The organism is Pseudoalteromonas sp. GABNS16E (genome assembly GCF_028598715.1).
Taxonomy (GTDB): Bacteria; Pseudomonadota; Gammaproteobacteria; order Enterobacterales; family Alteromonadaceae; genus Pseudoalteromonas; species Pseudoalteromonas atlantica.
Map to the genome: position 1 here is coordinate 1 of NZ_JAQREZ010000058.1, position 23609 is coordinate 23609.

20 protein-coding genes and 2 pseudogenes are annotated in these 23609 nt (G+C 38.4%); 9 read left to right on the top strand and 13 right to left on the bottom strand.

Annotated elements, in window-relative coordinates; all coding sequences use genetic code 11:
* The coding region (locus PSI06_RS17750; protein ID WP_273605050.1) for a polysaccharide biosynthesis protein at nucleotides 1–1691 on the top strand (1691 nt) is incomplete at its 5' end.
* A 140-nt stretch (nucleotides 1692–1831) separates the two neighbouring features.
* The gene (glmM, locus tag PSI06_RS17755) at nucleotides 1832–3187 is read left to right on the top strand and encodes a phosphoglucosamine mutase (protein WP_273603421.1); all 1356 of its coding nucleotides are present in this window, start codon (nucleotides 1832–1834) and stop codon (nucleotides 3185–3187) included.
* A gap of 150 nt (nucleotides 3188–3337) precedes the next feature.
* Here the strand turns inward: glmM and PSI06_RS17760 are convergent, their stop codons facing one another.
* The 5 genes from PSI06_RS17760 to PSI06_RS17780 all read right to left on the bottom strand — a co-directional run bounded on the left by PSI06_RS17760 (nucleotide 3338) and on the right by PSI06_RS17780 (nucleotide 10892).
* The gene (locus tag PSI06_RS17760) at nucleotides 3338–4492 is read right to left on the bottom strand and encodes an Arm DNA-binding domain-containing protein (RefSeq protein ID WP_273603422.1); all 1155 of its coding nucleotides are present in this window, start codon (nucleotides 4490–4492) and stop codon (nucleotides 3338–3340) included.
* 261 nt (nucleotides 4493–4753) lie between these two features.
* A complete protein-coding gene (locus PSI06_RS17765; RefSeq protein WP_273603423.1) occupies nucleotides 4754–6040 on the bottom strand; it encodes a hypothetical protein in 1287 nt (428 codons plus the stop codon).
* Entirely contained in the window at nucleotides 6037–8835 is a 2799-nt protein-coding gene (locus PSI06_RS17770; RefSeq protein ID WP_273603424.1) for a site-specific integrase, read from the bottom strand. The genes PSI06_RS17765 and PSI06_RS17770 overlap by 4 nt, the downstream gene beginning before the upstream one ends.
* Entirely contained in the window at nucleotides 8828–10264 is a 1437-nt protein-coding gene (locus tag PSI06_RS17775) for a hypothetical protein (RefSeq protein ID WP_273605051.1), read from the bottom strand. The genes PSI06_RS17770 and PSI06_RS17775 overlap by 8 nt, the downstream gene beginning before the upstream one ends.
* Before the next feature lie 154 nt (nucleotides 10265–10418).
* Entirely contained in the window at nucleotides 10419–10892 is a 474-nt protein-coding gene (locus PSI06_RS17780; RefSeq protein ID WP_055254443.1) for a hypothetical protein, read from the bottom strand.
* A 1583-nt stretch (nucleotides 10893–12475) separates the two neighbouring features.
* Here PSI06_RS17780 and abiEi point away from each other — a divergent pair.
* Together abiEi and PSI06_RS17790 are read left to right on the top strand one after the other, a co-directional pair.
* A complete protein-coding gene (gene abiEi / locus PSI06_RS17785) occupies nucleotides 12476–13015 on the top strand; it encodes a type IV toxin-antitoxin system AbiEi family antitoxin (RefSeq protein ID WP_197098259.1) in 540 nt (179 codons plus the stop codon).
* Entirely contained in the window at nucleotides 13005–13928 is a 924-nt protein-coding gene (locus tag PSI06_RS17790) for a nucleotidyl transferase AbiEii/AbiGii toxin family protein (protein WP_197098257.1), read from the top strand. The genes abiEi and PSI06_RS17790 overlap by 11 nt, the downstream gene beginning before the upstream one ends.
* A gap of 318 nt (nucleotides 13929–14246) precedes the next feature.
* Here the strand turns inward: PSI06_RS17790 and PSI06_RS17795 are convergent, their stop codons facing one another.
* Nucleotides 14247–14423 carry a hypothetical protein gene (locus PSI06_RS17795; RefSeq protein WP_197098255.1) on the bottom strand — a complete coding sequence of 59 codons (177 nt, stop codon included), beginning with the start codon at nucleotides 14421–14423 and terminating at the stop codon, nucleotides 14247–14249.
* Entirely contained in the window at nucleotides 14423–14680 is a 258-nt protein-coding gene (locus PSI06_RS17800) for a helix-turn-helix domain-containing protein (RefSeq protein WP_197098253.1), read from the bottom strand. The genes PSI06_RS17795 and PSI06_RS17800 overlap by 1 nt, the downstream gene beginning before the upstream one ends.
* Nucleotides 14681–15081: 401 nt before the next feature.
* On the opposite strand from PSI06_RS17800, the gene PSI06_RS17805 reads away from it, so the two are divergent.
* The 3 genes from PSI06_RS17805 (at nucleotide 15082) to PSI06_RS21515 (ending at nucleotide 15981) form a co-directional block, all read left to right on the top strand.
* Nucleotides 15082–15321, top strand: a complete 240-nt coding sequence (locus tag PSI06_RS17805; RefSeq protein WP_008113998.1) for a type II toxin-antitoxin system ParD family antitoxin — start codon at nucleotides 15082–15084, stop codon at nucleotides 15319–15321.
* A gap of 1 nt (nucleotide 15322) precedes the next feature.
* Complete coding sequence (locus PSI06_RS17810) at nucleotides 15323–15613, top strand: type II toxin-antitoxin system RelE/ParE family toxin (RefSeq protein WP_197098251.1); 291 nt, start codon at nucleotides 15323–15325, stop codon at nucleotides 15611–15613.
* Nucleotides 15614–15783: 170 nt separating this feature from the next.
* Nucleotides 15784–15981, top strand: coding sequence for an RES family NAD+ phosphorylase (locus PSI06_RS21515; RefSeq protein ID WP_331461816.1), 198 nt, complete (start codon nucleotides 15784–15786; stop codon nucleotides 15979–15981).
* Between the two features lie 88 nt (nucleotides 15982–16069).
* Here the strand turns inward: PSI06_RS21515 and PSI06_RS17815 are convergent, their stop codons facing one another.
* Nucleotides 16070–17431 carry an ATP-binding protein gene (locus tag PSI06_RS17815; protein WP_197098249.1) on the bottom strand — a complete coding sequence of 454 codons (1362 nt, stop codon included), beginning with the start codon at nucleotides 17429–17431 and terminating at the stop codon, nucleotides 16070–16072.
* Between the two features lie 245 nt (nucleotides 17432–17676).
* Between PSI06_RS17815 and PSI06_RS21735 the strand changes: the two are divergent.
* Nucleotides 17677–18219 (top strand): annotated as a pseudogene (locus PSI06_RS21735) (IS30 family transposase); the annotation flags it as partial.
* Nucleotides 18220–18292: 73 nt separating this feature from the next.
* Here the strand turns inward: PSI06_RS21735 and PSI06_RS17825 are convergent.
* Nucleotides 18293–18604 (bottom strand): helix-turn-helix domain-containing protein, encoded by a 312-nt coding sequence (locus tag PSI06_RS17825; RefSeq protein ID WP_197098247.1) that lies wholly within the window; start codon nucleotides 18602–18604, stop codon nucleotides 18293–18295.
* 76 nt (nucleotides 18605–18680) lie between these two features.
* On the bottom strand, nucleotides 18681–19010 hold the full coding sequence (locus PSI06_RS17830) for a type II toxin-antitoxin system RelE/ParE family toxin (protein ID WP_197098245.1): 330 nt from the start codon (nucleotides 19008–19010) through the stop codon (nucleotides 18681–18683).
* 123 nt (nucleotides 19011–19133) lie between these two features.
* Between PSI06_RS17830 and PSI06_RS17835 the strand changes: the two are divergent.
* A pseudogene (locus PSI06_RS17835) lies at nucleotides 19134–20284 on the top strand (IS3 family transposase).
* A gap of 613 nt (nucleotides 20285–20897) precedes the next feature.
* On the opposite strand, the gene PSI06_RS17840 reads toward PSI06_RS17835, so the two are convergent.
* From PSI06_RS17840 to PSI06_RS17850, 3 genes are all read right to left on the bottom strand, one after another.
* Nucleotides 20898–21179 carry a helix-turn-helix domain-containing protein gene (locus PSI06_RS17840; protein WP_197098243.1) on the bottom strand — a complete coding sequence of 94 codons (282 nt, stop codon included), beginning with the start codon at nucleotides 21177–21179 and terminating at the stop codon, nucleotides 20898–20900.
* On the bottom strand, nucleotides 21172–22503 hold the full coding sequence (locus PSI06_RS17845; RefSeq protein ID WP_197098241.1) for a HipA domain-containing protein: 1332 nt from the start codon (nucleotides 22501–22503) through the stop codon (nucleotides 21172–21174). The genes PSI06_RS17840 and PSI06_RS17845 overlap by 8 nt, the downstream gene beginning before the upstream one ends.
* Nucleotides 22504–23263: 760 nt before the next feature.
* Nucleotides 23264–23446, bottom strand: a complete 183-nt coding sequence (locus PSI06_RS17850) for an MbcA/ParS/Xre antitoxin family protein (RefSeq protein WP_273603426.1) — start codon at nucleotides 23444–23446, stop codon at nucleotides 23264–23266.
* Nucleotides 23447–23609: the final 163 nt, after the last annotated feature.

The window sequence follows — 23609 nt, forward strand, 5'->3', positions numbered from 1 at the left end:
GTACGCTTATCACTACGGTAAGCTTGGTGTTACTAGCATTTTTTGTTGGTATAGATATACCACGTACGATGCCATTTATTTTTGCTTGGCTATGTTTATTAACCGTAGGTGGTTCACGCATCATAGTGCGTGCACTGATAGGAAGAATGACCACCAGCAACAAAGATGCGGTCATTATTTATGGTGCAGGCTCGTCGGGGCGTCAATTAGCAACGGCTTTAAATGCAGGTCCTGAATACTTTGTAAGTGCGTTTATTGACGACGACGTGACAAAACATGGCTCTATAATACAAGGCATACCGGTACGTGCGTTTAATGACATACATGAATTAATAAAAAAACGTAAGGCAACAAAAGTGCTGCTTGCTATGCCTAGTGAAACACGTGCAAGGCGTAAAGAAGTACTCGCACAACTCGAGCCATTAAGCATTAAAGTACTTTCGATCCCAGGTATGGCTGATATAGTTGAAGGTAAAGCGAAGCTTTCCGAATTTATAGACGTCGAAATTGAAGATTTACTTGGACGCGACCCCGTAACTCCTAAAGATGATTTAATGACCGCCAATATAACCAATAAAGTAGTGATGGTTACTGGTGCGGGTGGATCAATAGGCTCTGAGCTGTGTAGACAAATAGTTAAACTCAAACCAACTAAATTGGTTTTGTTTGAGCGCAGTGAAATTGCCCTTTATTCAATTGAAAAAGAATTGGGTGAATACATAACTAACAACACACTAAATATTCAACTCATCCCCATTATGGGCTCAGTACAACGTGTAAACCGCCTTGAAACGGTAATGAGAACTTTTGGTGTGCAAACCATCTACCACGCCGCTGCTTATAAGCACGTACCATTGGTTGAGCACAATGTAGTAGAGGGTGTACGTAATAATGTATTTGGTACCTACTACGCCGCAAAGGCCGCTGTTGAGGCTAACGTAGATACCTTTGTATTGATTTCTACGGATAAAGCCGTACGCCCGACAAATGTAATGGGCGCTACTAAACGTATGGCCGAGCTAGTGTTGCAAGGCTTAGCACAAGAGCAAGGAGCTAAACACCAAACACGTTTTTGTATGGTACGCTTCGGTAATGTGCTTGGCTCAAGTGGATCAGTAGTACCATTATTTCGCCGCCAAATAAAAGAAGGTGGCCCAATAACATTAACTCACCCCGATATTACTCGCTATTTTATGACCATCCCTGAAGCGGCACAGCTTGTAATACAAGCAGGCGCTATGGGCAAGGGCGGTGATGTATTCGTACTTGATATGGGCGACTCGGTAAAAATAAGTGATTTGGCAACCAAAATGGTTAGGCTATCGGGCCTCGAAATTAAAACCGACGATACCCCGCATGGTGATATAGAAATAAAGTGTACCGGCTTACGCCCAGGTGAAAAACTTTACGAAGAGCTGTTAATAGGCGATAAGGTAGAGCAAACTCCCCATGAGCGTATAATGACCGCACATGAAGTAATGCTACCACTCAGTGAACTTAATGTATTTATTGAAGCTCTAGATATTGCATGCCATAACTTTGAGCACGAAAAAATTCGTCAGCTATTACTCGATGCACCAACTGGGTTTAACCCCACTGATGGTATTTGCGATTTGGTTTGGAATGCTAAAAAAGTACCTGCTGTTGAAGCTACTCCTCAAACAAACGTTGTGAATCTTAAAGCTAGATAGAAGAAAGGTAATTAGAGAAGTCAAAAGTTGGATCTAATTTTACAGTAATATATATAAAGCGTGAGTTTAACTCGCGCTTTTTGCTTTCTAAAATTTTATTTTTTAAAATCAATTTTTACTAAATTTATAAAGGAATAATCATGTCACGTAAGTATTTTGGTACCGATGGTGTAAGAGGAAAAGTAGGCACGTTTCCTATCACACCTGATTTTGCAATGAAACTTGGTTGGGCTGCGGGTACGGTTTTAGCCTCAAGCGGTACTAAAGAAATTTTAATCGGTAAAGATACACGTAATAGCGGTTATATGTTTGAGTCGGCAATGGAAGCAGGCCTTTCTGCTGCCGGTGTAAATGTTGCCTTTGTTGGCCCTATGCCTACCCCAGCAGTTGCTTATTTAGCATCAACCTTTAGAGCGGATGCAGGCGTTGTAATTAGTGCGTCACATAACCCGTATTATGATAACGGGATTAAGTTTTTTAATAATTCTGGTACGAAGTTAAACGATGAACAAGAACTTGAAATTGAAGCTTTGCTTGAGCAAGCTTTAAATAATAACGCTATGCAGTGTGTAAGCTCAGAGCGTTTAGGTAAAGCAAGGCGTATTAACGATGCCGCTGGCCGATACATTGAATTTTGCAAAGGCATATTTGCCAAAGACTTAACCCTTGAAGGGTTAAAAATTGTTGTAGATAGCGCCAATGGCGCAGCGTATCACATTGCCCCTAATGTTTATTCAGAGTTAGGTGCTGAGGTGATCAGCATTAATGACAAACCCGATGGTTTAAATATTAATGAGCAATGCGGCGCTACCCATTTAGATAGCTTGCAATCTGCCGTAGTGGCTAACAATGCAGACTTAGGTATTGCGCTTGATGGTGATGCTGACAGGCTAATGCTTGTTGATGATGCGGGCAACGTTGTTGATGGCGACCAAATTTTATATATTCTGGCAAAAGCGGCGAAGTTACAAGGTAATATGAATGGCGGTGTTGTAGGTACGCTTATGTCGAACCTGGGCTTAGAGCTTGCGCTTAAAGACATGGGTATTCCATTTAAGCGCGCAAAAGTAGGCGACCGCTATGTTGTTGAGCAACTTAAAAACACCGGTTGGAAACTAGGCGGTGAAGGCTCTGGGCATATTCTACACTTAGACTATGCAACCACGGGTGACGGTATAGTTGCATCACTTTTAGTGCTAACTGCGCTTATACAGCAAAAGCAATCCTTAAAAGACTACGTAGCTGGTATGCAAAAATTACCGCAAGTACTTTTAAATGTGCGTTTAACACAAAATAATGCAGATGAAATACTCAATACTGACTCAGTAAAGCAAGCTGTACTTGATGCCGAAAGTATATTGGCAGACACTGGGCGTGTTTTATTGCGTAAATCAGGCACTGAGCCACTCATCCGGGTTATGGTTGAGTCTACAGATTCAGTGGCCTCGCAAGCGCAAGCTGAGCATATTGCCAGTGCAATAAAAGCATTATTGTAAACGAACTACTAGTAGGGAGTGAGTGTGCACTCACTCCTAACGCTATCTCTAGGTACGCTCTGTTTGAGCGTCATCTAGGCGTTATTACTAATATCCCTATTTGAAAACGTTAATGCGGTTAGAAGCACGTATACCCCAACTCAACCCTTGCTAAGCAATCCCACGCTCAATCATCATTTCATTAAATGCATACCCATCCTGCCTAGATGCATTAGCTACGTATGGCGCATAAACCTCAAATAATAAACGTGTATCGCTATGCCCTAACATATGTGAAATATAAAGCGGGTTTTCGTGTGCGGCAATATGCAGCACAGCCGCAGTGTGGCGTGTTTCGTAAGGGCGCCTACGTGCTAATCCCGCTTTTTTTAATGTGGGATACCACAGCTGTTTACTCACAAAGTGATTATCGAGTGGGTTGTCTTTATGAGTAAATACAAAGTCACTACTTGTTTGCTCTTTTAAGCGGTTGAATAGTGTATAGAGCGTATCGCACATTTTTAATTCGCGACGTGACTTAGGCGTTTTCACATCACACAACTCACCATTAACCCAGTTATGGCGAATACGAATAAGACGGTGATTAAAATCAATGTCTTCCCAACGTAAGCCGTGCACCTCACAACTGCGCATACCTGTCCAAAAACGCACTTTAAAGTAATCTTTCCACTGTGTAGGCGCTGCTTCTAAAAACCGTTGAACCTCATCAGCCGTTAATGGGTTAGAGTCAGCGCGCTCTTCTTTAAGTATTTTGTATCGGCGCATAGGGTAAGGAAAGTTATGCTCTTCAGCCGCCAAGCTTAAAATTGCAATAAGTGGCCATAAAATGCCATTAATACGCTTGTTGGTGAGCTTTCGTCGCCCATTTTTTTCTATCAACGTTAAGCTTTCGCGAAAATAATCTACATTGGCCAATGTAATTTCGCTTACCAATATATTACCAAATTCAGGGAGCAAATAGGTATCGAGGGTATTGCGTACTACGCTTTGGTAGCTGCTTTTCCATTTGGCTTTTTGACGATCGAACCACTCATTGGCGTAGTCGTTAAAAAATGGGTGAAGGCGATCGGGGTGTTTACTGCGCTGTAGAGCTTCAAACTTCGCTACTTTTTTACTCTCAGGAAAATAATCACGGTATTGAAACGTTTCTAAATCAATTTCTGCGTTCATTTTTTTGAGTAGGGTATTGGCTTTTTTTAAATTAGCCGGCGTTGCCATGAGCTTAGTGCCTTCACGAAAGCGTTGCCCATAAAGGTGTAAATCAAATTGAATACGTCCGTTAGGACGAATGCGAATGTGAGCCATAATGGCCTCCATTAGTTAATGGATCTATAAATAGATCTATCCCTCACCAATGGAATTCGTTAGAATTAAGCCATCGGCTGGGCTGGTTTAAACGTCGCGCAGCCGGTACGGGGTAGGGAGGTTCCAGTCTCTCTACCCCAACTGCTTATTTTATTGTCAGTAATACGAATACCATACACTAAGTACAAAATTGCGCTACTGACTAGAATTTCACATTTAAAATATAGTAAACACTGTATATTTGTCTAGTGCTTTTCAGCGTTAATACTCTTTCTCTTTATCCATAATGTACCCAAATAAGTCTTCTTGTACTTCTCGCTTTGTATTTCGAGCATTTGTACCAGCTTGACTTTGATTTAACTCTTCAAGCAACGCTGCAACTTTAGGAAGCTGGCTCTCATCTTTCTCAATCGAAATAGTGCGATGTGGTAATGTGTTCTCAAGTGAAAAATACACACCTAATTTACGTTCGCCGTTTTCGTACTTAAGAATGTCGAGGCGCGTACTTTCCGCTTGGGTTAAGTCGCTAATGTTAATGCCCAATAGTGCTTTTAGTGAAAAGCGATATAATGACTCACTATTTTTTGTTTCGCTACACGTTTGAGTTACCGCGATTGGGTGCACAAATTCAAAAGGGGGCATAATAAATGCAATAGCGGCTTTATCACCGCTTAAATATAAGAGTGCATTATCTGATTTTTTAATAGTTTTATACTCAGCTGAGCAGTGCCTAACTTCATTTTTAACTGCAAGGAAATCTACTACAACATGTTTTTCGTTAATGAATTTAAGAGGCTTCTTTGCGTAAAACTCTTCAACGCCGGCCAATGAATAAGTGACTGTGACTTCCGGTGTTTTAAAGGTGATTGATTCACCTTGTTGGGCAACTTCAATTTCATCGCCTTCTGTTGCTTTACATACATTATCAACCTCACGGATAACCTCCTCTGTCAAAACCATTGAAACCGGTAGATTTAGGTTGTCAGGTAGGTGCACTTCCTCTACATTACCATCGCGTTGAACTCGACAATATTGTTTTTCTGCGTTCATTTCACATAATTCTAAAGGCATATTTTGTTTTGCCTCATATATAACTCGCTCTATTGTAGCTTTAGAAACAGTTGAGGTTGGGCGCTGTGCACTTTCTTTGAGATAAGTTAAATGCGCTTCATATACATCAACACACTCACACCGACGCAGTGCATTTTCGCTGCTTTTAGTGTCTTTATGGATTAATTCAACTGATGTCGCATTTGAAAAGGAGGTATGAACACTGAATTCAATGTCTTCATCTTTACTAGAATAGTTTGGAAGCTGCTTTATAAAACTGCCATCTATAGAAAATTGTGTGTCTTTTACAGGACTAGAAGATTTATCAAGTGTAAATTTACTGTGCGAGCATAAAGGCGGTTTACCCGCTATTATTGTAATCGACTCTTCTTTTTTATTTATTAATACGGTTGCTAGGTTATCAAAATAACGAGTATCAATAACCTCCGTGATGCTTTCGAATAGTGCTTTTTTATTACTAGGAATTTTAATCTTCATGGTTGTTCCTTATTGTATTTGAATGATTGAATAAATTTATGTGCAAACTTGAGCACACTAGGTGAAAGAGGCTTTTTGGGTATTAAATAAATAGTTAATGTTGTTTCTCCTGTAGCATGTTTAGTGATTTGAATGACTTCATTTTTCTGAGCGAACTGTGCTTTAAGCAGCTGTTTTTGTCGTTCGATATTGTTTTTTCGATTAACGGATAATACAAATTTGCTAGTTAACCAGCCCCAATCGCTATGTCTAAAAGCGGTGGTAAATGCACGAGCGTTTTTGCTATTGCAGGCCAGCGTTATTTGTAATGATTGACCATCATCAGAAAGTGCAACGGGAGGTAGATTGCTTAGAGCTGTATGCTGCTTTTTAGAAACCGGTTGAATATGATGCTTACTGCCATTACCCCATATAAAGCTAAGTGCACTGAAGTCGAGTGCTTTATGTTCAAACATGGCTTCAAAAATAAAACCCAGTAACGAGTGTTCGCTACTATGAATTGATTTTTTCCACATTGAGGCAAGATCAATAGTTGTACTCGTTTTTTCCGCTTCACTCTTTTTGCCAAGTATGACCTCTCTGAGCTGCCTATCACTCATTTTTACTGGTTGACTGCGTTTTTGTCCCAGTGTTTTATTGGCGTATTCAGGGCTGAGCCTAAGTAGTATTCGAGATAGGTCGTTAGATTTAGGGTGTAGCCCTAATAAATAGCGCAGCTCACTGTGCGTATATTCATGAAGAACATACGGTGCATGGGCACGACTAATAATAGGGAGTAGCCATTCAATATCATGTAAATACGACCACCTTGTTGTGTCATAGTAGAGGTGACCAATTTGCAAACCCATTTCATCTAAAAAAGCAGCATCATTCACTTCGTTAACAGCTCTGCCTTCAAACCAATAATCGAAACGAGTAGTCACTGAGTCGTTTGAAAGCACTTCTTGCTCTAATGGGGTTTTCCCTCGGTGTTCATTTGGTGTATCGATCACGAAATGTAGTGTTTGCAGCATAAATAGATGTACACCACTGTGGCGAAGATGATGAAAATTAAGATGCTTACCAAATAAATACCGTAAAGCACGCGACACAGGTAATAAGTAATAAAGCTGGCGTGAATGGTATTTCTCGCCTTCAAACCCCAACAAAGGTTCCTCGCGAGGTATGTTCTCTTTTATTTCAAATAGATATATAAATAACAGGCGGTACTGCACAGGAAGTGTGGTGTACACCATGCGAGTGGTGTTACTTTTGGTGTTGCCTTCTGATGTATTAGTTACCGTGATCGTTATAAAACCAGTACCTGGTTTAAATCGAATATCTTTACGGCGTAACCTTAGAACTTCACCACGACGCAACATAGCGTAAAACCCTAATAATGCTGCAATCGCACCAAATAAACTACGAAAAGGGTTGTTAGTTTTGCTCGATAAAAGCACTTCCAGTAGACGGTCAAATTCGTCAACAGTTAATCGACCAGGACTCACCGATGGCGCTACCAGAGGTGAGCTAAAGCTAGATAAATCGAGTGTATCTGTTTGTTCTTGGTAGCTTAAAAAGCGTAAAAAATTATAAAAGGTGCCTTTTACTATATCGGAGTCTATCGAGTCATAGACAGTTTGAGCCCACCCATTAATAGCCTCTTCGCTAATAGCCTCTGCGTAACACAGAGGGTAGGGCTCAAGTTTACTTTTAAGTGAGGTGTAGTTTTTGATCGATCCTAGTGCAAGGGACGCTTTTTTTGCTCCCCCATACACAAGCAGCTGTTTTGTGTAATCAAATAACAAGCGCGGTAGAATGTTATTGGCATCCCACGGCGGTGTTTCGACAGTGCTGAAACTTTCAGAGTGTTTGAGTAAGTCTTCATGAGGCCAACGCACTTTTTTTTGTAATTTAGTTAATGAATCAAACCATTTGGTATCCCAATCGATAGCATAAATCCCGGCCTCTCTTATTTTTGATAGAGTAGTGGATTTTGATAGACCGACATGCCGCTCAGGGTTAGCCAAATCCTTAACGAAAACAGGCGGTAGCTGAAAACGAAGATACCAATGGATTTGAAATCGTTTCGGCCATATCTGTTTAATACTACAGGCCGGTAACCCATTTTCTTCCAACCAACTTGATAAGTCTGCATACAAACATTTTGAGCTTATTCTTGGAGGTGACTGCGCATAATAGTCCTCTAAGAAACGATAGCTTTCGATTGATAAATAGTAATGAGTTGTTCTTAATTCATCTGCCCCATACCCCATGTGAGTAATAGCAAGGCGTGGATTACCTTCTTTATCTATAATCGAATTCGGATTATTTAAAATAGCGCTGATATGCTCAAGCGATAAGGGGGCTATCTCAAAGCCAATTATTAATGCCATAAAGCACGGTGTTAATGAGCCCCTTGTATCAAAAAAATACGTTTTTTGTTGTTGGTAGCATGCAAAAATTTTATGTGCGTGCGCTGCACCTTTTGCAAGCTCTTCAAAATATTGATGGTTGGTGTCACTGATTGTGTTTTTTATAAGTGCTGGTAATTGCCAATGACACGCTTCTCCCAAATAAAAAAGAATCCCCTCAAGCGCCTGCTTATATGCTCGTTGCTTACCGGTCGGAATAGCATTGATCTGCTGAGTGATCTTGCTGAGATCGGTATTATCGACAATACGCGTTTTCTTTTCTGTTATTTGCCAGTGTTCTAATACCCAAAAGATGTCACCTTCTGTTGTCTTTAATGGCCAAGATTGAGTCAAATACTCAGCAATTTTTTTTGCATGCTGATGTATAAATTTTTCAGACATAAGTTAAATCCTTCAGTCCTAAACGCTTCGGTAGTGTATTTAAAAAACCTTTAATTGCTTCGAATCGAGGTGAGAACAACATATCGCTTCCGAGGCGCTCTCCCAGATTTTCATGCCCCATCAGCCGATCGATATCGTTGTCATATAGCTTGTCTGAAAACATATGGCTATTAGCACAGAAACTAAAAAAGTGGCGCAATTGATAAGGCACTACATTGGGCCAAATTTGATGCATGAATAAACGAAGTTCGCGACTTGTTAGGGCCTTCGGGATGTTTTTCTCACTACACGTATACCAAAGCTCATCTAATTCAGTATGTATGCTGAGTTGTGTACGAATAACTGATTGTAAGGATAAATACTGTTTAATCTCTTGTTGCAAGTAATCACAGAGTATTAGCTGCCTAAGGACACCTTTATCTTTGATAAATACAACATCAGAGCCTGAGTAATAAATTGATAATATACTGATGCTATGTGTAGGCCTTGCGCCAGTAAGAACAATAAACAGTAATGCAATACGATAGGTTGCTTTATTATAGTAATCTCGCAGCGCCGATTGATTTGCTAAATATGTTTTTGAACGAGGGCCTTTAGCCAAGACTCTTTCTTTAGCATTTACGACTAACGTATGTACTTTTTGGAAAAAGTGACTGACGTGGTTATCTTCAAGTGATCGAGCACTGCCTATTAAAATCGCTGGAGTGCGCTTTTTATCACGACTGTTTTGTGTGATATCGAGTTCAAACTGACTTATCTCACCAGGTTGCGATAAATAGTCGGCCTCTGTTATTGACGTATTAATAAGGTTTACAGAATACTCTTCCAGAAAGAGCTCAAAATATACGTGGAGTTCAGCTTTTTTTGCTGCGTTAATAAGGCGTGATAAGTAGCGGTTATGCGCATTAAATATCTTGCCACGGATACGATCAGTATTTAACTGTTGGTAATATATCGCGCTAGAATGATGTGCTCTATTATTCGTTATTAGCTGTGATCGAACTATTGCACCTAGTGTGTTATCCGCCTGAGCACAATTAATAAAATAATGCTGGAAGGTATTTTTGTTAACGCGAGGGTTATCTTTTAATGTATTCGGTGTTTTCCATGCTGCCTTTATTATCTCAAATAAATGTGCTTTGTTTTTGAGATTTAAAAAAGGCGTACCGTAAGTGTGATCGCTAATAAAGCGTTGAAAAAATACATTTAAATAGGTCGGCATAGGTTGCCATAAATACACAATACGGTTTTTGTATTTATAGGGTTTCGCATACTCAGCCCACGATACTGTACCATCATAATAAGTGCGAAAAGTGTGCTTTTTACAAGGTTTTGTGGCAGGTATTTTTATAAAATCAGGAATATCACTTGCCGAACTAATGTACTTCCAGCCTAGTGTTAACCACATGAATAGTGCTACTGCAGTCATTGCTGGGCGAGCTTTAGCATCAACTCTAGCTAGCTTTATCAACATAATAGCTAATGTTGTGGCGTGCGCTAATGCATTAGGGTAGCGACCACCGGCATTACTTAAACGGTTACTTCTCGCAATATGCTCCGATATGCCCATGTTTAGCACTCCATTACCGAAAAGTTGAAGGAGATGTATTAGCTAGATTTGCCAATACATATTGTTTAGGTGTCGCTATTCCTTGCTCTTTAATGCAATTAAGACGGTGTTTAATATTTGTACTTAAATTGCTTTTTGAAAAAAGCGTTAATGCACCGTCAAAGAGTAGAGTTGTCAGAAGAACTTGTTCGGTAACTTCTTGCGGGTAAATAAGCAGTCTTAAGTTTAATTTCGCTTTCAGTGGATGTGCTTTAAAGCGTTCAAGTATGCTGCTTGCTGTAAGTGTTAAATAGCTATTATCGTCAGTATCAAAAATCACAGCTAATGGGTGCAAGTCTAATAATGACTGTATTACTTCTATAGGTAAGTCATCGATACTTTGGTTTGCTCTTAGCTGTATCACATCATTTTTGGTTAATTCAATTAGTAGCGGGTGAGGCTTCAGCTCAGCCTTTGAAAGTGGTATCGATTTTTGTTTGTATTTCATAATTAGCTTCTCTATACGTTTTAATCATCAAAAGAGCATAAAGTTTTCATTTCGCTGCTGTGACGATTAGGACATGTTAATAAGGCCTACATAATCGAAGCCGTAGTAAAAAGAGTTACTTTGCTGGATGAGAACAAAGCAACAGCTCACTCCATAAGTACAGAGTGAATCGTAATTAGAGCTCTTGATAAGCTCCAAAATAGAGCTCTTAATATGTACTCTTTAAATTTTTGTAAGTTTTTTATTTCAATTGGTTAGTGATTTTTAGGTTTCGTGTCCCATATAAAAAATCGCAGTCAAAAATGCTAAGTTATTGAAAATATACTTATGCAATTTTGTTTTGATAAATTTTGGACACAAAAAAGAGACCTATAGGCAAATTAACAAAAATGCTTATTGGTTGTGTGGTTAGGTAGGCTGGTTTAAACCTACTTTGCTAGTTCAGTTGAACTAGCGGTTAGTTGGCTAAACAGCCAAAGGGGTTTTATCGCCGAAGCGACTTTTTATTTGCCGAAGCAAAAAAGGGGTTTTATCGCCGAAGCGACTTTTTATTTGCCGAAGCAAAAAGATTTTTTATCGCCTTTGCGATAACGGTTTTTTATCGCCTTTGCGATAATGGTTTTTTATCGACTTTGCGATAATGGTTTTTTATCGCCTTTGCGATAACGGTTTTTTATCGCCTTTGCAATAATGGTTTTTTTATCGCCTTTGCGATAATGCTTTTTTATCGCCTTTGCGATAATGGTTTTTTATCGCCTTTGCGATAATGGTTCTCTTTCGCCGAAGCGAATTCTTTACCAAAGTAAAAAGGTTTTTGTCGTTGAAGATAGTTTTCACCTTAGCGACGTATGTAACTTATAACAGCTATAATATTTTTTCAACATTAGCGTTAGTCTAATTTTTAGATTTTTAGATCCCGCTTTAGTATTACTGAAGTTTGGCTTTTAAAAAGCTTGATAACTTTTGCGTAAATTAAATATGTACTTTCACAACTAGTTAATAGTTTACTAAATAGTACCTACGAAAGATTGGAGCATAAATATAAGATGGTGCAACACTCACATCACTTAACTTAGTTCAGTGTATTTGAGGTAAAACCGGTTTGTTACTATCTGCCTTTTCTCCGTAAATTTTAGATAGTCTAAAAATATTAGTACCCATTCATCTGAACGAACTTTGAATTTCCACACTTTTCCAGGCTTCTATACCTCTTAAGCTTTTCAAACCTTTTATCTGAAGCTATAAATAGCACTGATAACTTATAAAATAGCTCTCGTAAACCCCAATTTACGATAGCTATTATTATGTTAAGTAGGTGGTGAGGTTGCATGGGTCATGAAATAACCAGAAATATTGACTTGTATCTAGCGTCAATTAATTTGGCTGGTTTAAAGGCTCTCGTATTAATGTTGGTAGTTCATCTTCTCTTCGGTGATTTTTTAATTCCTACTAAATAGGGTCATTACGCGCTCTAAGTGGTCTATTATACTGCCTAAACACATTGTAACTACTCACTTAAAGCTTTGATTTGCGTTATGTGGTTAGTTATACTGCCTATAAGTGTAATAAGTAGAGACTTAATTATGAAGCAAGAACGAGCAATTCAAAGACTGAATGAATTAGATAAGAAAGGCCGCTACGTTTTTTTGCATCGAGATTTATCTAAAATTTTCCATGAAGATTCTCCGCGCTCACTAAACGAAAGTCTTGCTCGCCTTGTTAAGAGCGGTATTTTGGAGAGAGTGGCTAGGGGCGTTTATGTATATGCTTTATCTAGATATAAAAATACATCTAATACGTTGGACTTGATTGCAACGGCATTAAGACGTGGAGAATATAATTATGTGAGCTTAGAGTCCGCGCTATCAGCGTACGGTGTAATTTCTCAGATCCCAATTGACAGGTTAACACTTATGACTACGGGGACGAAAGGTGAATATAAAACACCTTATGGCATTATTGAGTTTACACATACTAAGCGTGCAGTTAGGGATATTCTTCCTTACATTATCCAGGCTGATAGGCCTTTAAGAATAGCATCAAAGACTGCTGCACTGAGGGACTTAAATCGGGTTGGTAGAAATACCCATTTAATTGATATGGAGGTAATGCATGATGACTAAACGAGAGAACTTTAATTTTTTAGTTGAAAGAGCGCTGGAAGAAAATGCTGGCTCAGGTAATAAGCCTGTAATCGAAAAAGAGCTACTTCATTACGATATTCTATTTGCGCTCGATCGAGCAGGTATGCTGGATGATATTGTATTTCAAGGCGGGACGAGTTTAAGGTTATGCTACGGTTCTAATCGCTATAGTGAAGACCTCGATTTCGCAGGGGGCTATGATTTCAACAGCAAGACATTATCAAAAATGAAAGAAGTAATCGAGGAGTATATTGGCGACAGATATGGGTTTGAAATAACGGTTAAGGAACCTCAGTCGCTTAAAAAAGATCCTAAATATACCGATTTAAGAATTGATAAATGGCAAATAGCAATAGTCACTGCGCCAGAGCACAAAAGTATTGCGAAGCAGAGGATTAAAATTGAAGTTGCTAATATTCTGGCTCACACAAAAGTACCACTGCCCCTGAAACAAAATTATGCGTTTTTGCCGGATGGTTATAAAGATACGCTTATTTATGTTGAGTCATTAGAAGAGATAATGGCAGATAAAATTATCTCACTTCCAGCGACTCAAAGGTATGTTAGGCATCGTGATATTTGGGATCTTATGTGGTTACAACAGCAAGGGGCTACGATCAATAAGAAGCTCATTGAGAAGAAAGTGAGCGATTATAAAATAGAGGGGTTTATTGAGCTGCTTGATACGAGAATTGCATCAATTGAAAGCATTGTAAATGGACGCGATTTCGATCAAGAAATGAAGCGATTTTTAAGCCAAGAGGCATATGATCGAACTTTAGGCAAAGACAAATTCCGTGAGTTTTTAATATCAAACTTAGTTGGGTTACTCTCGTCTGCGAAAAAGGAATTGAGCATGCAGATGGATCACCGTACTGAATTTCGGCTATAGCAATCTTACATAAAGCTTATTTTGGTCAGTGGACTGCCAATGTTTCCAAATTATTAAGTTTAGGCATTCTTGTGCTCCATCACAAAAGCGAAGTCGGCAAAAAGTCTTTTTAAAGGGTTTACAGGTGAGGGGGTGATAAAAGGTTCTACTGCTGAACTAGTACAGCTCAGCTGAAGTGGTACAGTGATTTTGGCCACCCATTAAGGAAGAAATGTTATGCTAATAAGCATACAAATTTGGGTGAAAAAATGACCCACCGGTAAGTTTTGTGAAAATATAGGATGAAGAGAACCCGATGAGTAACCATCCATGCCTTTTTTAGTCATAGTAAGTGATACGTGTAGGTTTTCTTGTATTGGCTGGTAGTGATGTACTGAGCTGTACATACTGAGCCACTAATACAACTGAGCCATGTGTTAGTACGCCAACTTCAGCATAGTCAGTGTATACTGTTATATTTGTAATTTTATTTGGAAGCAGTGGTGTGCCACTCATTAGTCATCCTCCGAGAATATATCTTCAATGGTATCCCAGTCTGGTAGAGAGTGTTGTTTTGAGGTAACTTCAAATTGTAAATCAACTGCATCAAGCAGGCGTTCAAATATATCGAACGAACCCGTAAAGCGACCGTTCTCAACCTCGGAAATCGTTGTTTTATTAATCCCTGCGATCTCTGATATCTTTTGTTGCGTGTAGCCTAAAGCTTTCCTGCTAGTACTTATTTGTTTGCCAATATTTGCTCTACTCGACATATATTCACTTATTGAATGTTAGCTATATAGCTAATAAAAATTATCAATATTTCACCCAATAGAGTCCAATAATTTTTCTACGGCGTTGAAGGGAACTGTGTGATAAGCGCGTTAAAATCGCAATCACCGCTTACCCGGCATTTTAAGAAATCAACACTGTCATTTGATTTGAAGTAAGGTTATGTTTACAGAGCAAGTCGAACTTCTCAAAGAACCTAGTTACGTTATTCAAAGTAAGGGGTTATTTGATTTAAATTTCAACCATACCGCCTTAATAAGAAGCTAAAAAATAGTTGCTTATACTTTAGCAACGTAGGATTAGGAGGTGTTTTTGTCTTTCTTAATTGACTTGATATGTTTTTGATACCAAAATATATTGAATTTTGGTATCGGAGGTTGGCATGGCGAAAAATACAAGTGTTACATTAGGTGAGCATTTTGACTCATTTATTAGTCAGCAATTAGAGACTGGTAGGTATGGATCTGCAAGTGAAGTTCTAAGAGCTGGATTAAGAGCCTTAGAAGATCAAGAATTGAAAATGAACAATTTAAGGAATATGTTGGTTGAGGGAGAAAACAGCGGAATAGCTGATTATTCATATGACACACTATTAAGTGACTTAGATAAAGAAAATCATTGATATGAAATTTCATATATCTAAAAAAGCTAAATCAGATTTAATAAAAATCGCTCGTTACACGCAACTTAACTGGGGCAGGCAGCAGAGAAATGACAATTTAAAATTACTTGATAGCGTTTTTCATCAAATTGTAGAAGAACCAGAGCTAGGTTATATTTGTGATTACATTAGAGAAGGCTATAGAAAGCGACCGCAAGGGAGTCATGTTATTTATTACAAAGCATTCGACAAGATACAAGTTGTAATTATTCGAGTTATTCATAAAAGCATGGATGTACACCGGGCTCTCTGAAAATGTAACGGGCCTTTGAGCCTAGAACTTAGGGGGGCGGGCTGCGAGCTTATAAAATAAAGGTGCTAGGTGATAGGTAGAGATTAAGCCAAGCACGGTGTTTGGGTTAAGAGCTAAGGGTAACGGGCATCGGGTTACGAGCTACGGGCATAAAGCATAAAGCATAGAGCATAGAGCTTGGGGCATCAAACGACAGTAATGGCCTACTGTATAAAAGCGTTCGTGATGATGGGAGGGAATGCGTAGCCGCATTTAAGCCTAAAGCGGTGACGATCCCTATTCAAAGTGGGCATTACAAGTACATTTGGAGCGGTAAAAAACAGAAAATTGAAAATATCCTCGAAGTTAATCTCATTAGGCAATGTTAAGGCAAGATGATCAGACAATACATTAAGGAGTGCGATTCATATCAGCAACTATATATCTAGCGTCAATTAAAAAACTAAAAACGAGCAGTTACACAGAATCCGTTACAGGCTCGAACATTTTAAACTCATTCTGAATGTCATCTAAGTTGTCTAGTGAAAACCCTCTATATGAAACTTTATAACCCTTTTTGTTTAAGTTCTGCAATAAACTCTTAGACTTCAAAATCAGTTTTGGCTCACTATACTTTTTGTATTGGCGCTTAACTTCAGCAATTAAAATTTCTTTATCTAAATCGTTAATAGCAACAATATCGATTTCATCTTCACCCTTATTATTCCAATAACTACCAATATTATTAAATTGCTTCGATTCTATAATAATAGCTTTAAATAATGTCTCTAGCTGGGTGCCTGAATACGTATCAAAGTCCCTATATACTATGCGTCTTATGAAGTCATAGTTCTCTATTTCAACTGCACTTCGGTTACTATATATAAAACGAAACCAAAAGCTTAAAAATTCATCTGCAATCTTATAGCGAATGTCTCTAGAGTTTTCTTTTGCAGTAATCGGTCTGAGCCTTGTTATGATATCAAAATCTTTTTCTAATTTATCTAAGTGTACACCGACACTCGTATCTAAGTAATTCTCTATTCGTGGCCGGCTATTATAACCACTGGCTATAGCCCCTAGAATATCAAAATAGGCACGATGCTCAGAACCAAAATCTTCGACAAGTCGATGCATACCCTCTTTTATTAAGGGCGAACCATTTGAAATTAGTGTGTCAAAAGGTGAACTACCTGAATTAGTTAGCCATTCAAGATATTTAGGTATACCTCCAGATAAACACCACCAAGTAAGCATCTCGTTTGGCGTATATCTATCGTTATCCTTCATAATTGCTTTTATATAATTCGGCGCTAAAGGATTAACTTTAAAAAAGTAATCATCACGATTCAGTAATGGTTGCTTTTCATCCTTAAAGATCCTGGTCATTAAATTGTACATAGACCCGCAACAAACCAAATGCATCATCGACTTATTTTTATATTCGTCCCACAGGTTTTGTAGATCTGAAAATAGGCTACTATTTACTCGTTCAATATCCTGAAATTCATCAATAACTACAGTGATAGGTGTATGCGTGGAGTAATCTAGTAAATATTCATATATATCTTTCAAAGACTCTGGCTTAAAGAACTTTGTATTCAATTCATTTTGCAATATAGTTGAAAATTCGCTGACTAAGGCACTCTCAGATTTTCGACTCACAAATAAATAAAGGTATTGCTGCGTAATACTTTGAAAAGCTTCATTAAGTAAACGCGTTTTACCGACACGCCTACGACCAACAACGACACTTAACCGGCCTTTGGATTGCCCTATATTATCAGAGATCGTTCGTAACTTATTAAGCTGGACTTCTCTGTTATAAAATTTTTGCATACACTAGCCTCTTAAAGTTATTGTAATTTATATTACAGTAAATTTTATTACGATAACAATAAGTATAGAACAATATTAAAACAAGCTATTTAAAACATCCTCATAACCTTTCTCTTTATCATTAACAATATACAAAACCGTTGTCACTTCTTTCGTGTGGCCTAAAAGCTTACTAACACGACTAATTTTGACTCCTTTATCATGAGATTAAATGAGCAACTGGCTCAATTAGATGATGGAGGCTCGGTAAGACAAACCGAGGGCAAATAAAAAATCCCGTTAGCATTGAAGAACGTCCACAACTAGTTGATGAGAAAGGTCGTATCGGAGATTGGGAAATAGATACCGTAATAGGTAAAGGTCATCGCGGCGCCCTTGTTACCATTGTGGAGCGAATCACGCAATTCACTGTGTCAACTCAGGTGGCAGACAAAACAGCAGAGGTCGTCACTGCGGCGACGATATAATTATTAAGCCCTTTTAGGTCAGCGCTTCATACCATCACCGCGGACAATGGAAAAGAGGTCGTTTATCACGAGCAAATCACAGAAGCATTAAGTGTTCCTGTTTATTTTGCTCGCCCTTATCACTCATGGGATCGCGGATTGAATGAAAACACGAATGGATTACTACGCCAGTATTGGCCGAAGAGCACAGATTTTAAGGCGATAACACCAGCGCAAGTTATACCAGTACTTGAGTAACTTAATAATCGTTCGAGGAAGACACTTGGATTTGAAACGCCTGCAAAATTGATGCAGGAGGGCTTGGCGGCTAAAGCCACCTAAACGTTATGTGTACTAGCTCAGATTTGAATCCGCGATGTCAATTCCATGTGTATTTCCTGATTAATTATTCCAATTAGTGTGTTTTAACTGCTTCAACAGCCATTGTTAACTGATCATCTGTAAAGGATGGTTTGAAACGAAAACCAATTCTATATAAACAAGTCATTAACTTATCAATGCTGAATTTATCAATTCGGCCATTTACCAGATCACTTACGCGAGGTTGAGTTAACCCTAATTGAACTCCTGCATGGGCCTGTGACCAATTTTTAGCATTGATAATGTCACGAATAACAATCATCAGATCTGAGCGCGTCTGTAGTTCAGAGGCTTCTGCTTTATCTTCTGTGATTGCATCAAAGATATTTGAGTATTCAAGAGTCATCTTAACAACTTTATTGTTCAACTTATAACCACTATATACTGGTGTTGATATATGTTCAAGTAGTGGTATGTGTCACTTAATTTCTTTTTTCCATTAATTTGTATCGTTTCTTCGCAGTGTCCATTGCCTGCCTATCTACCCCGTTAGTAGTTTTGGTAAATGAGTGCAAAATAAAAACAGTGTCAGCAAATTTAGCAACATAAATCGTTCTATATGCTGGTCTGCTGTTTTCTATCAGTTCAACCGCGCCAATACCTACACTGTCCTTTAAGTGCTTAAACTTGCTAAATGGCTCTTTGTTTTGACAGATTGCGTTTAAATCATTTGCAAAGCGCTTTTGAATTTTATCAGGCAACGCTAGAAACTCCTTTTTTGATTGATTGTTTATAAACTTAAACTTTTTCAACTTCCTAATGTCCTGTCACTTTAATTCTTGAATATACGCTATTGATGACGTCTGATAATTTGATCTGAACCAATAGTTTTGGACACCTCATTAAGTGAGTAAACTAACTCATAGAGGTGAAACATGACAACTAAGACCAAACGTAAATCCTATTCAGAAGAATTCAAAGAAGAAGCACTAAAGCTGGCGAGTAAAGTAGGTTTTGCTCAAGCTGCCAGAGAATTAAGTGTCGCAGAGTCCCAGCTTTACTATTGGCGAACTGCTGCTCTGAAAAAAGCGTCTACATCAGATAGAGAAAGTACGTTAGCTACCGAGAATGCTCGTTTGAAACGCCAACTAGCGGTGCAAGCAGAGGAGCTAGATATATTAAAAAAAGCCGCCACCTACTTCGCGAAAAATCAAAAATAACACGATTTGAATTTATGCAAAGCTACCGAAGCACATTCAGCGTTATCAGAATGGCTAAGGTACTTTGTGTATCGCCAAGTGGGTTCTATGCATGGATAAAATCATGTGAGCACGTGTGTAAGCGCAAACAACAACAGCAAATGTTAGATACTCAGGTCAAAGCCGTATTTGTTGACAGTAAAGAGCGAGACGGTGCGAGACGTATCCAAGTCGAGCTGGCGGAGCAAGGAAATAAACATGATGTAAAAACCATCAACAGAAGCATGGGACGTCAGGGTTTAGTCGCTAAAGCAGCTCGTAAATTCAAGTCGACCACCGACAGTAAACACAATTTACCTGTGGCGCCTAATTTACTTGAGCAGAACTTTACCGCCGATAAGCCTAACCAAAAATGGGCAGGTGATATCACGTATCTAATGACCAGCGAAGGATGGATTTACCTTGCTGTGATTATCGACCTGTACTCGCGCTCAGTGACTGGTTGGTCAATGAGTACACGCATGACCTCATCTTTGGTGTGTGACGCCCTGGAAATGGCTATCTGGCGCCGAGGTAGACCTAAATATGTCATTGTGCATAGTGATAGATGCAGCCAATATGCTTCCCATGCTTATCGTGATTTATTAAGCGAACATCATTTAATGCAAAGTATGAGTCGTAAAGGCAACTGCTGGGATAATGCGTGTGTGGAAAGCTTCTTCCATTCACTCAAGGTCTAAGCCATCCAATATGAGCCTATTATGAACCGAGAAACCATGAGGCAGCATGTATTTGAATATATAGAAATTGATTACAACAAAAAGAGAAGGCATAGTGCGTTAGGCTATTTAAGCCCCGATAAATTTGAACAACTAAATGTCGCTTAACGAAGTGTCCACTAATGATGGTTCAGATCAGGAAAACATTCCTAACTAAAAAAGAACACTATCTATTACCATTTCTAAGAGCGTATAAACCAGCAACGAGAGTCAATGCAGTCATGACTAAAATCAATAACGTTGCTACTTGTATGACGTTCATAAATGATCTCCTGATGAGTATATTTTAAGCTGCATGTTAAATTATAACTTTTAAAATTTTTAGTACAAATTTAATGTTTACAGGCTAAAGCTTTATTTAATGTTGTTGAGCAAACCGGTCTTAGAACGGCGGGTCTTCGTGCATTTGCTAATTTAATGGGCTGGAATGTGAGTGATATTGCAAAAGCAACAACCGAGCGGACTTAATTCGCAATACTGCAAAGCCATTCAATAAACAGATCAGTGAACATGCATTAGAGGTAGCAAAATTATCTGGCTTTGGTGATGTCAAACGCTGGGATCAGTGGTTAGATATACCCAATCTACAATTTGATAATCACTGTCCGGGCGAATTGATGCGCCGTGTCATTAACGCTCTACAATATGGGTTTACTGCGTAATAGGTGGCCAAACTTACTTAACCACTATACATCGCCTGATAAGGTGACGAGAAGTCACTTTAAGAAACAATTCTAGTCATCACTTTTAATGTTAAAGCAAACCCACACGGCTTTAGTACTTTTTTTAAAACCGATAAGCGAGGATCTGTGTTGTTTTTCTCAATATCACGTAATGTCCTATCTGATACTTTGACATAATTAGCAAAGCGTGTTTGCGACATTTTATAAAGCTTAGTGCGAACTAATCGCACTGCATCACCTATTTCTATTTCATTATTTAAAATGTCGTGCTCTATTTGTGCTAAAAGTGCCAACCTTTCTAACCCATCATACTTACTCATCCATCACCCCCATTTGTACAAACTTACTCTCTAAAAACTCAAACCCAATTGAAGGAAAATTAACAATACTATTTGGGCAACCGGCATCTAAAAGTTTTATGGGTAAATTTTTGAGCCTTTTGGCTATTTCTTGAAGATATGCAATCAATTCATTTGGATCACACATAGGTGAGAGTTGCTCAGCGATATGTAAAAAGTTTACCTTGCCTCCACGTTCAAAACCGTCACCCCACTTAAATAATCGCGTTACCATTTCAGGATCTGCTTTCATTGGCGCAAAGTCATAAATAGGCGCAAACGAAATCTTATTCTCTTTTTTGAGAAATGAAATATTACGCCCATGGTTGTCTGAATTTCCAAAGATTAAATTCAAAAAATCGCGTGCAACATACTGTTTTATAAAATCCTCAGATGACATATCAGTTACGTTACTAATTTTTGCCCAAAGGCGATTAATCACATCAAAATGATTCTGCACACTTCCAGGCTCTGCATTGATAATTGAATAGATACTTTCCATACCTAACCTATGAGCAATTCCATTATTAATTTCAATATCAAAGCGAGGTAGCCATAAGCTTACTTGGCCATTATGCTCGAGTATTTTTATTAAAGAGGGATCCATAGTCTCTACTGACAAACCATCGAGCACTTGGTTTAGCACTTTGTAATAAACCCCTTCAGCTTTTAAAATATCGTTATCAATCTCTTGCCGGTTGTTTCTAGCAAATTTGGTTAAGTACGCAATGCCGGTTAAAGGTTTTCCGGCAAAGTCGCCATCTATGTATACTTTATCTTTAACAAGCATTAACAGTAGTTTTGGAGCAACACCGCCTGCACCCGTTGCCCCTCCAACCGTGGCACCTTGCTCATTGGCATATTCTAAAAAATCATACTGTAAAGACACAACATCATTTATTTCAAAGTAAAGTACATCATTATTGGTTGATACTTTGTTTGAATGCCCTTTAACTCGAAGATTGCCTATAGGTGAATTACATGCGTTTTTTAGTAAAGCGATATTTTTCTTAAAAGGCGTTTCATGCGCCACATTTAAACGCCGTAACCACCAGGAGCGAGACTTTCCTACAGGCATTAAATCATCTAAAAGAGCAGGCCACTTTAAATAGTCTGTCGGAATAATACTCAATGGTGCATTAACAGAGCATGCTCTGTTATCAATACAATCATTATCCGCTATAGAAAATAGATAGTCTGTAAGGTAAGTGAGCCTTACTTTAGAGCTCATTTCATCACCTGTAAACGTTAATTCAGCAGCATCATGCCACTGACCAGCGTGAAACAATTGGAATATTACACTCATAAATACCTCAGAATTATACTTCCGAAAATTATAATAGTTATGCTCAAAAGGGAAGTATAGTTCTGTTATTGTAGGTATTCAATAAAATAAGGGGAAGTAAGCTTCTGTTTTTAGTTCATGCTAATACAAATAAGCATTAGGTAATGCCATGTAATAAACATATTAGCTACACCAGTATGTCAGGCATTGTGATATTTGGAGCTTATATGGTTACAAAACCAAGGGGATACGATCAGTAAAGTACCTAGGGACATTAGTCTGAGTTAAAAATTATCGAATAATTATACCGTTTAAATGAACTGTTTTTAAGCATGTTAGCTTTTTTAATGACTTCCAAAAAATAGACCCCCCTATTTAGCACTTTCTAAAAAATTTTTAAAAGTTATTTTAATTCAATGGTTTATTTTGTTTTTGTGGTTTTTTACTGATTATATGTTTTAGATAGGGTTTATAGGTGGTAAATAAGATTATTTATGTATTTTTTATATGGACGCATGAAGAGAACGTTCTATATTTGGCTTCTATTATTTTCGGAGGGATTACCAAAGCAGTTGCGTGATTAAAAACAGCTGAGAAACTAGGTTTACATATAAAAATATGTGGCTTAAAAATGACAAGTTGAGGCCTTTTCAAGCATACCCGATTGTTGTGTAGATACGGTATAATCAGCAAGGCAATGGATCCTGCACTATGGCGTTCAATACTAAAAGACAATTACAGGGAGTGTTATATTGCTTAGGGCCTATCCGGTAAACGACTATTACGCTGTAAATCCATGTTGCAGCCCGCTAATGACTCTGCGTATTAATTCACGGCCACGGATACTGCTCATTATGGCTCGTGCAGGTTGATTATCAAATTGAACATTGGGTGTGTCTAACCATGTATTCCAATTATCGATACTGCTGAAATATGCAATCCCAAAGTTTGACAATCGTGCCACTTCAATCGCATTCTCACTGATCTGTTTATTTAAAGGGGTAATCCCCCCGAAAAATAATAGATGCCAAACGTAGAATTTTCTCTTATTGTAAACACAGGAGAAAATTATGAAAAAAGCACATTTTACAGACAGTCAGATCCTCACTATTTTGAAGCAAGCTGAA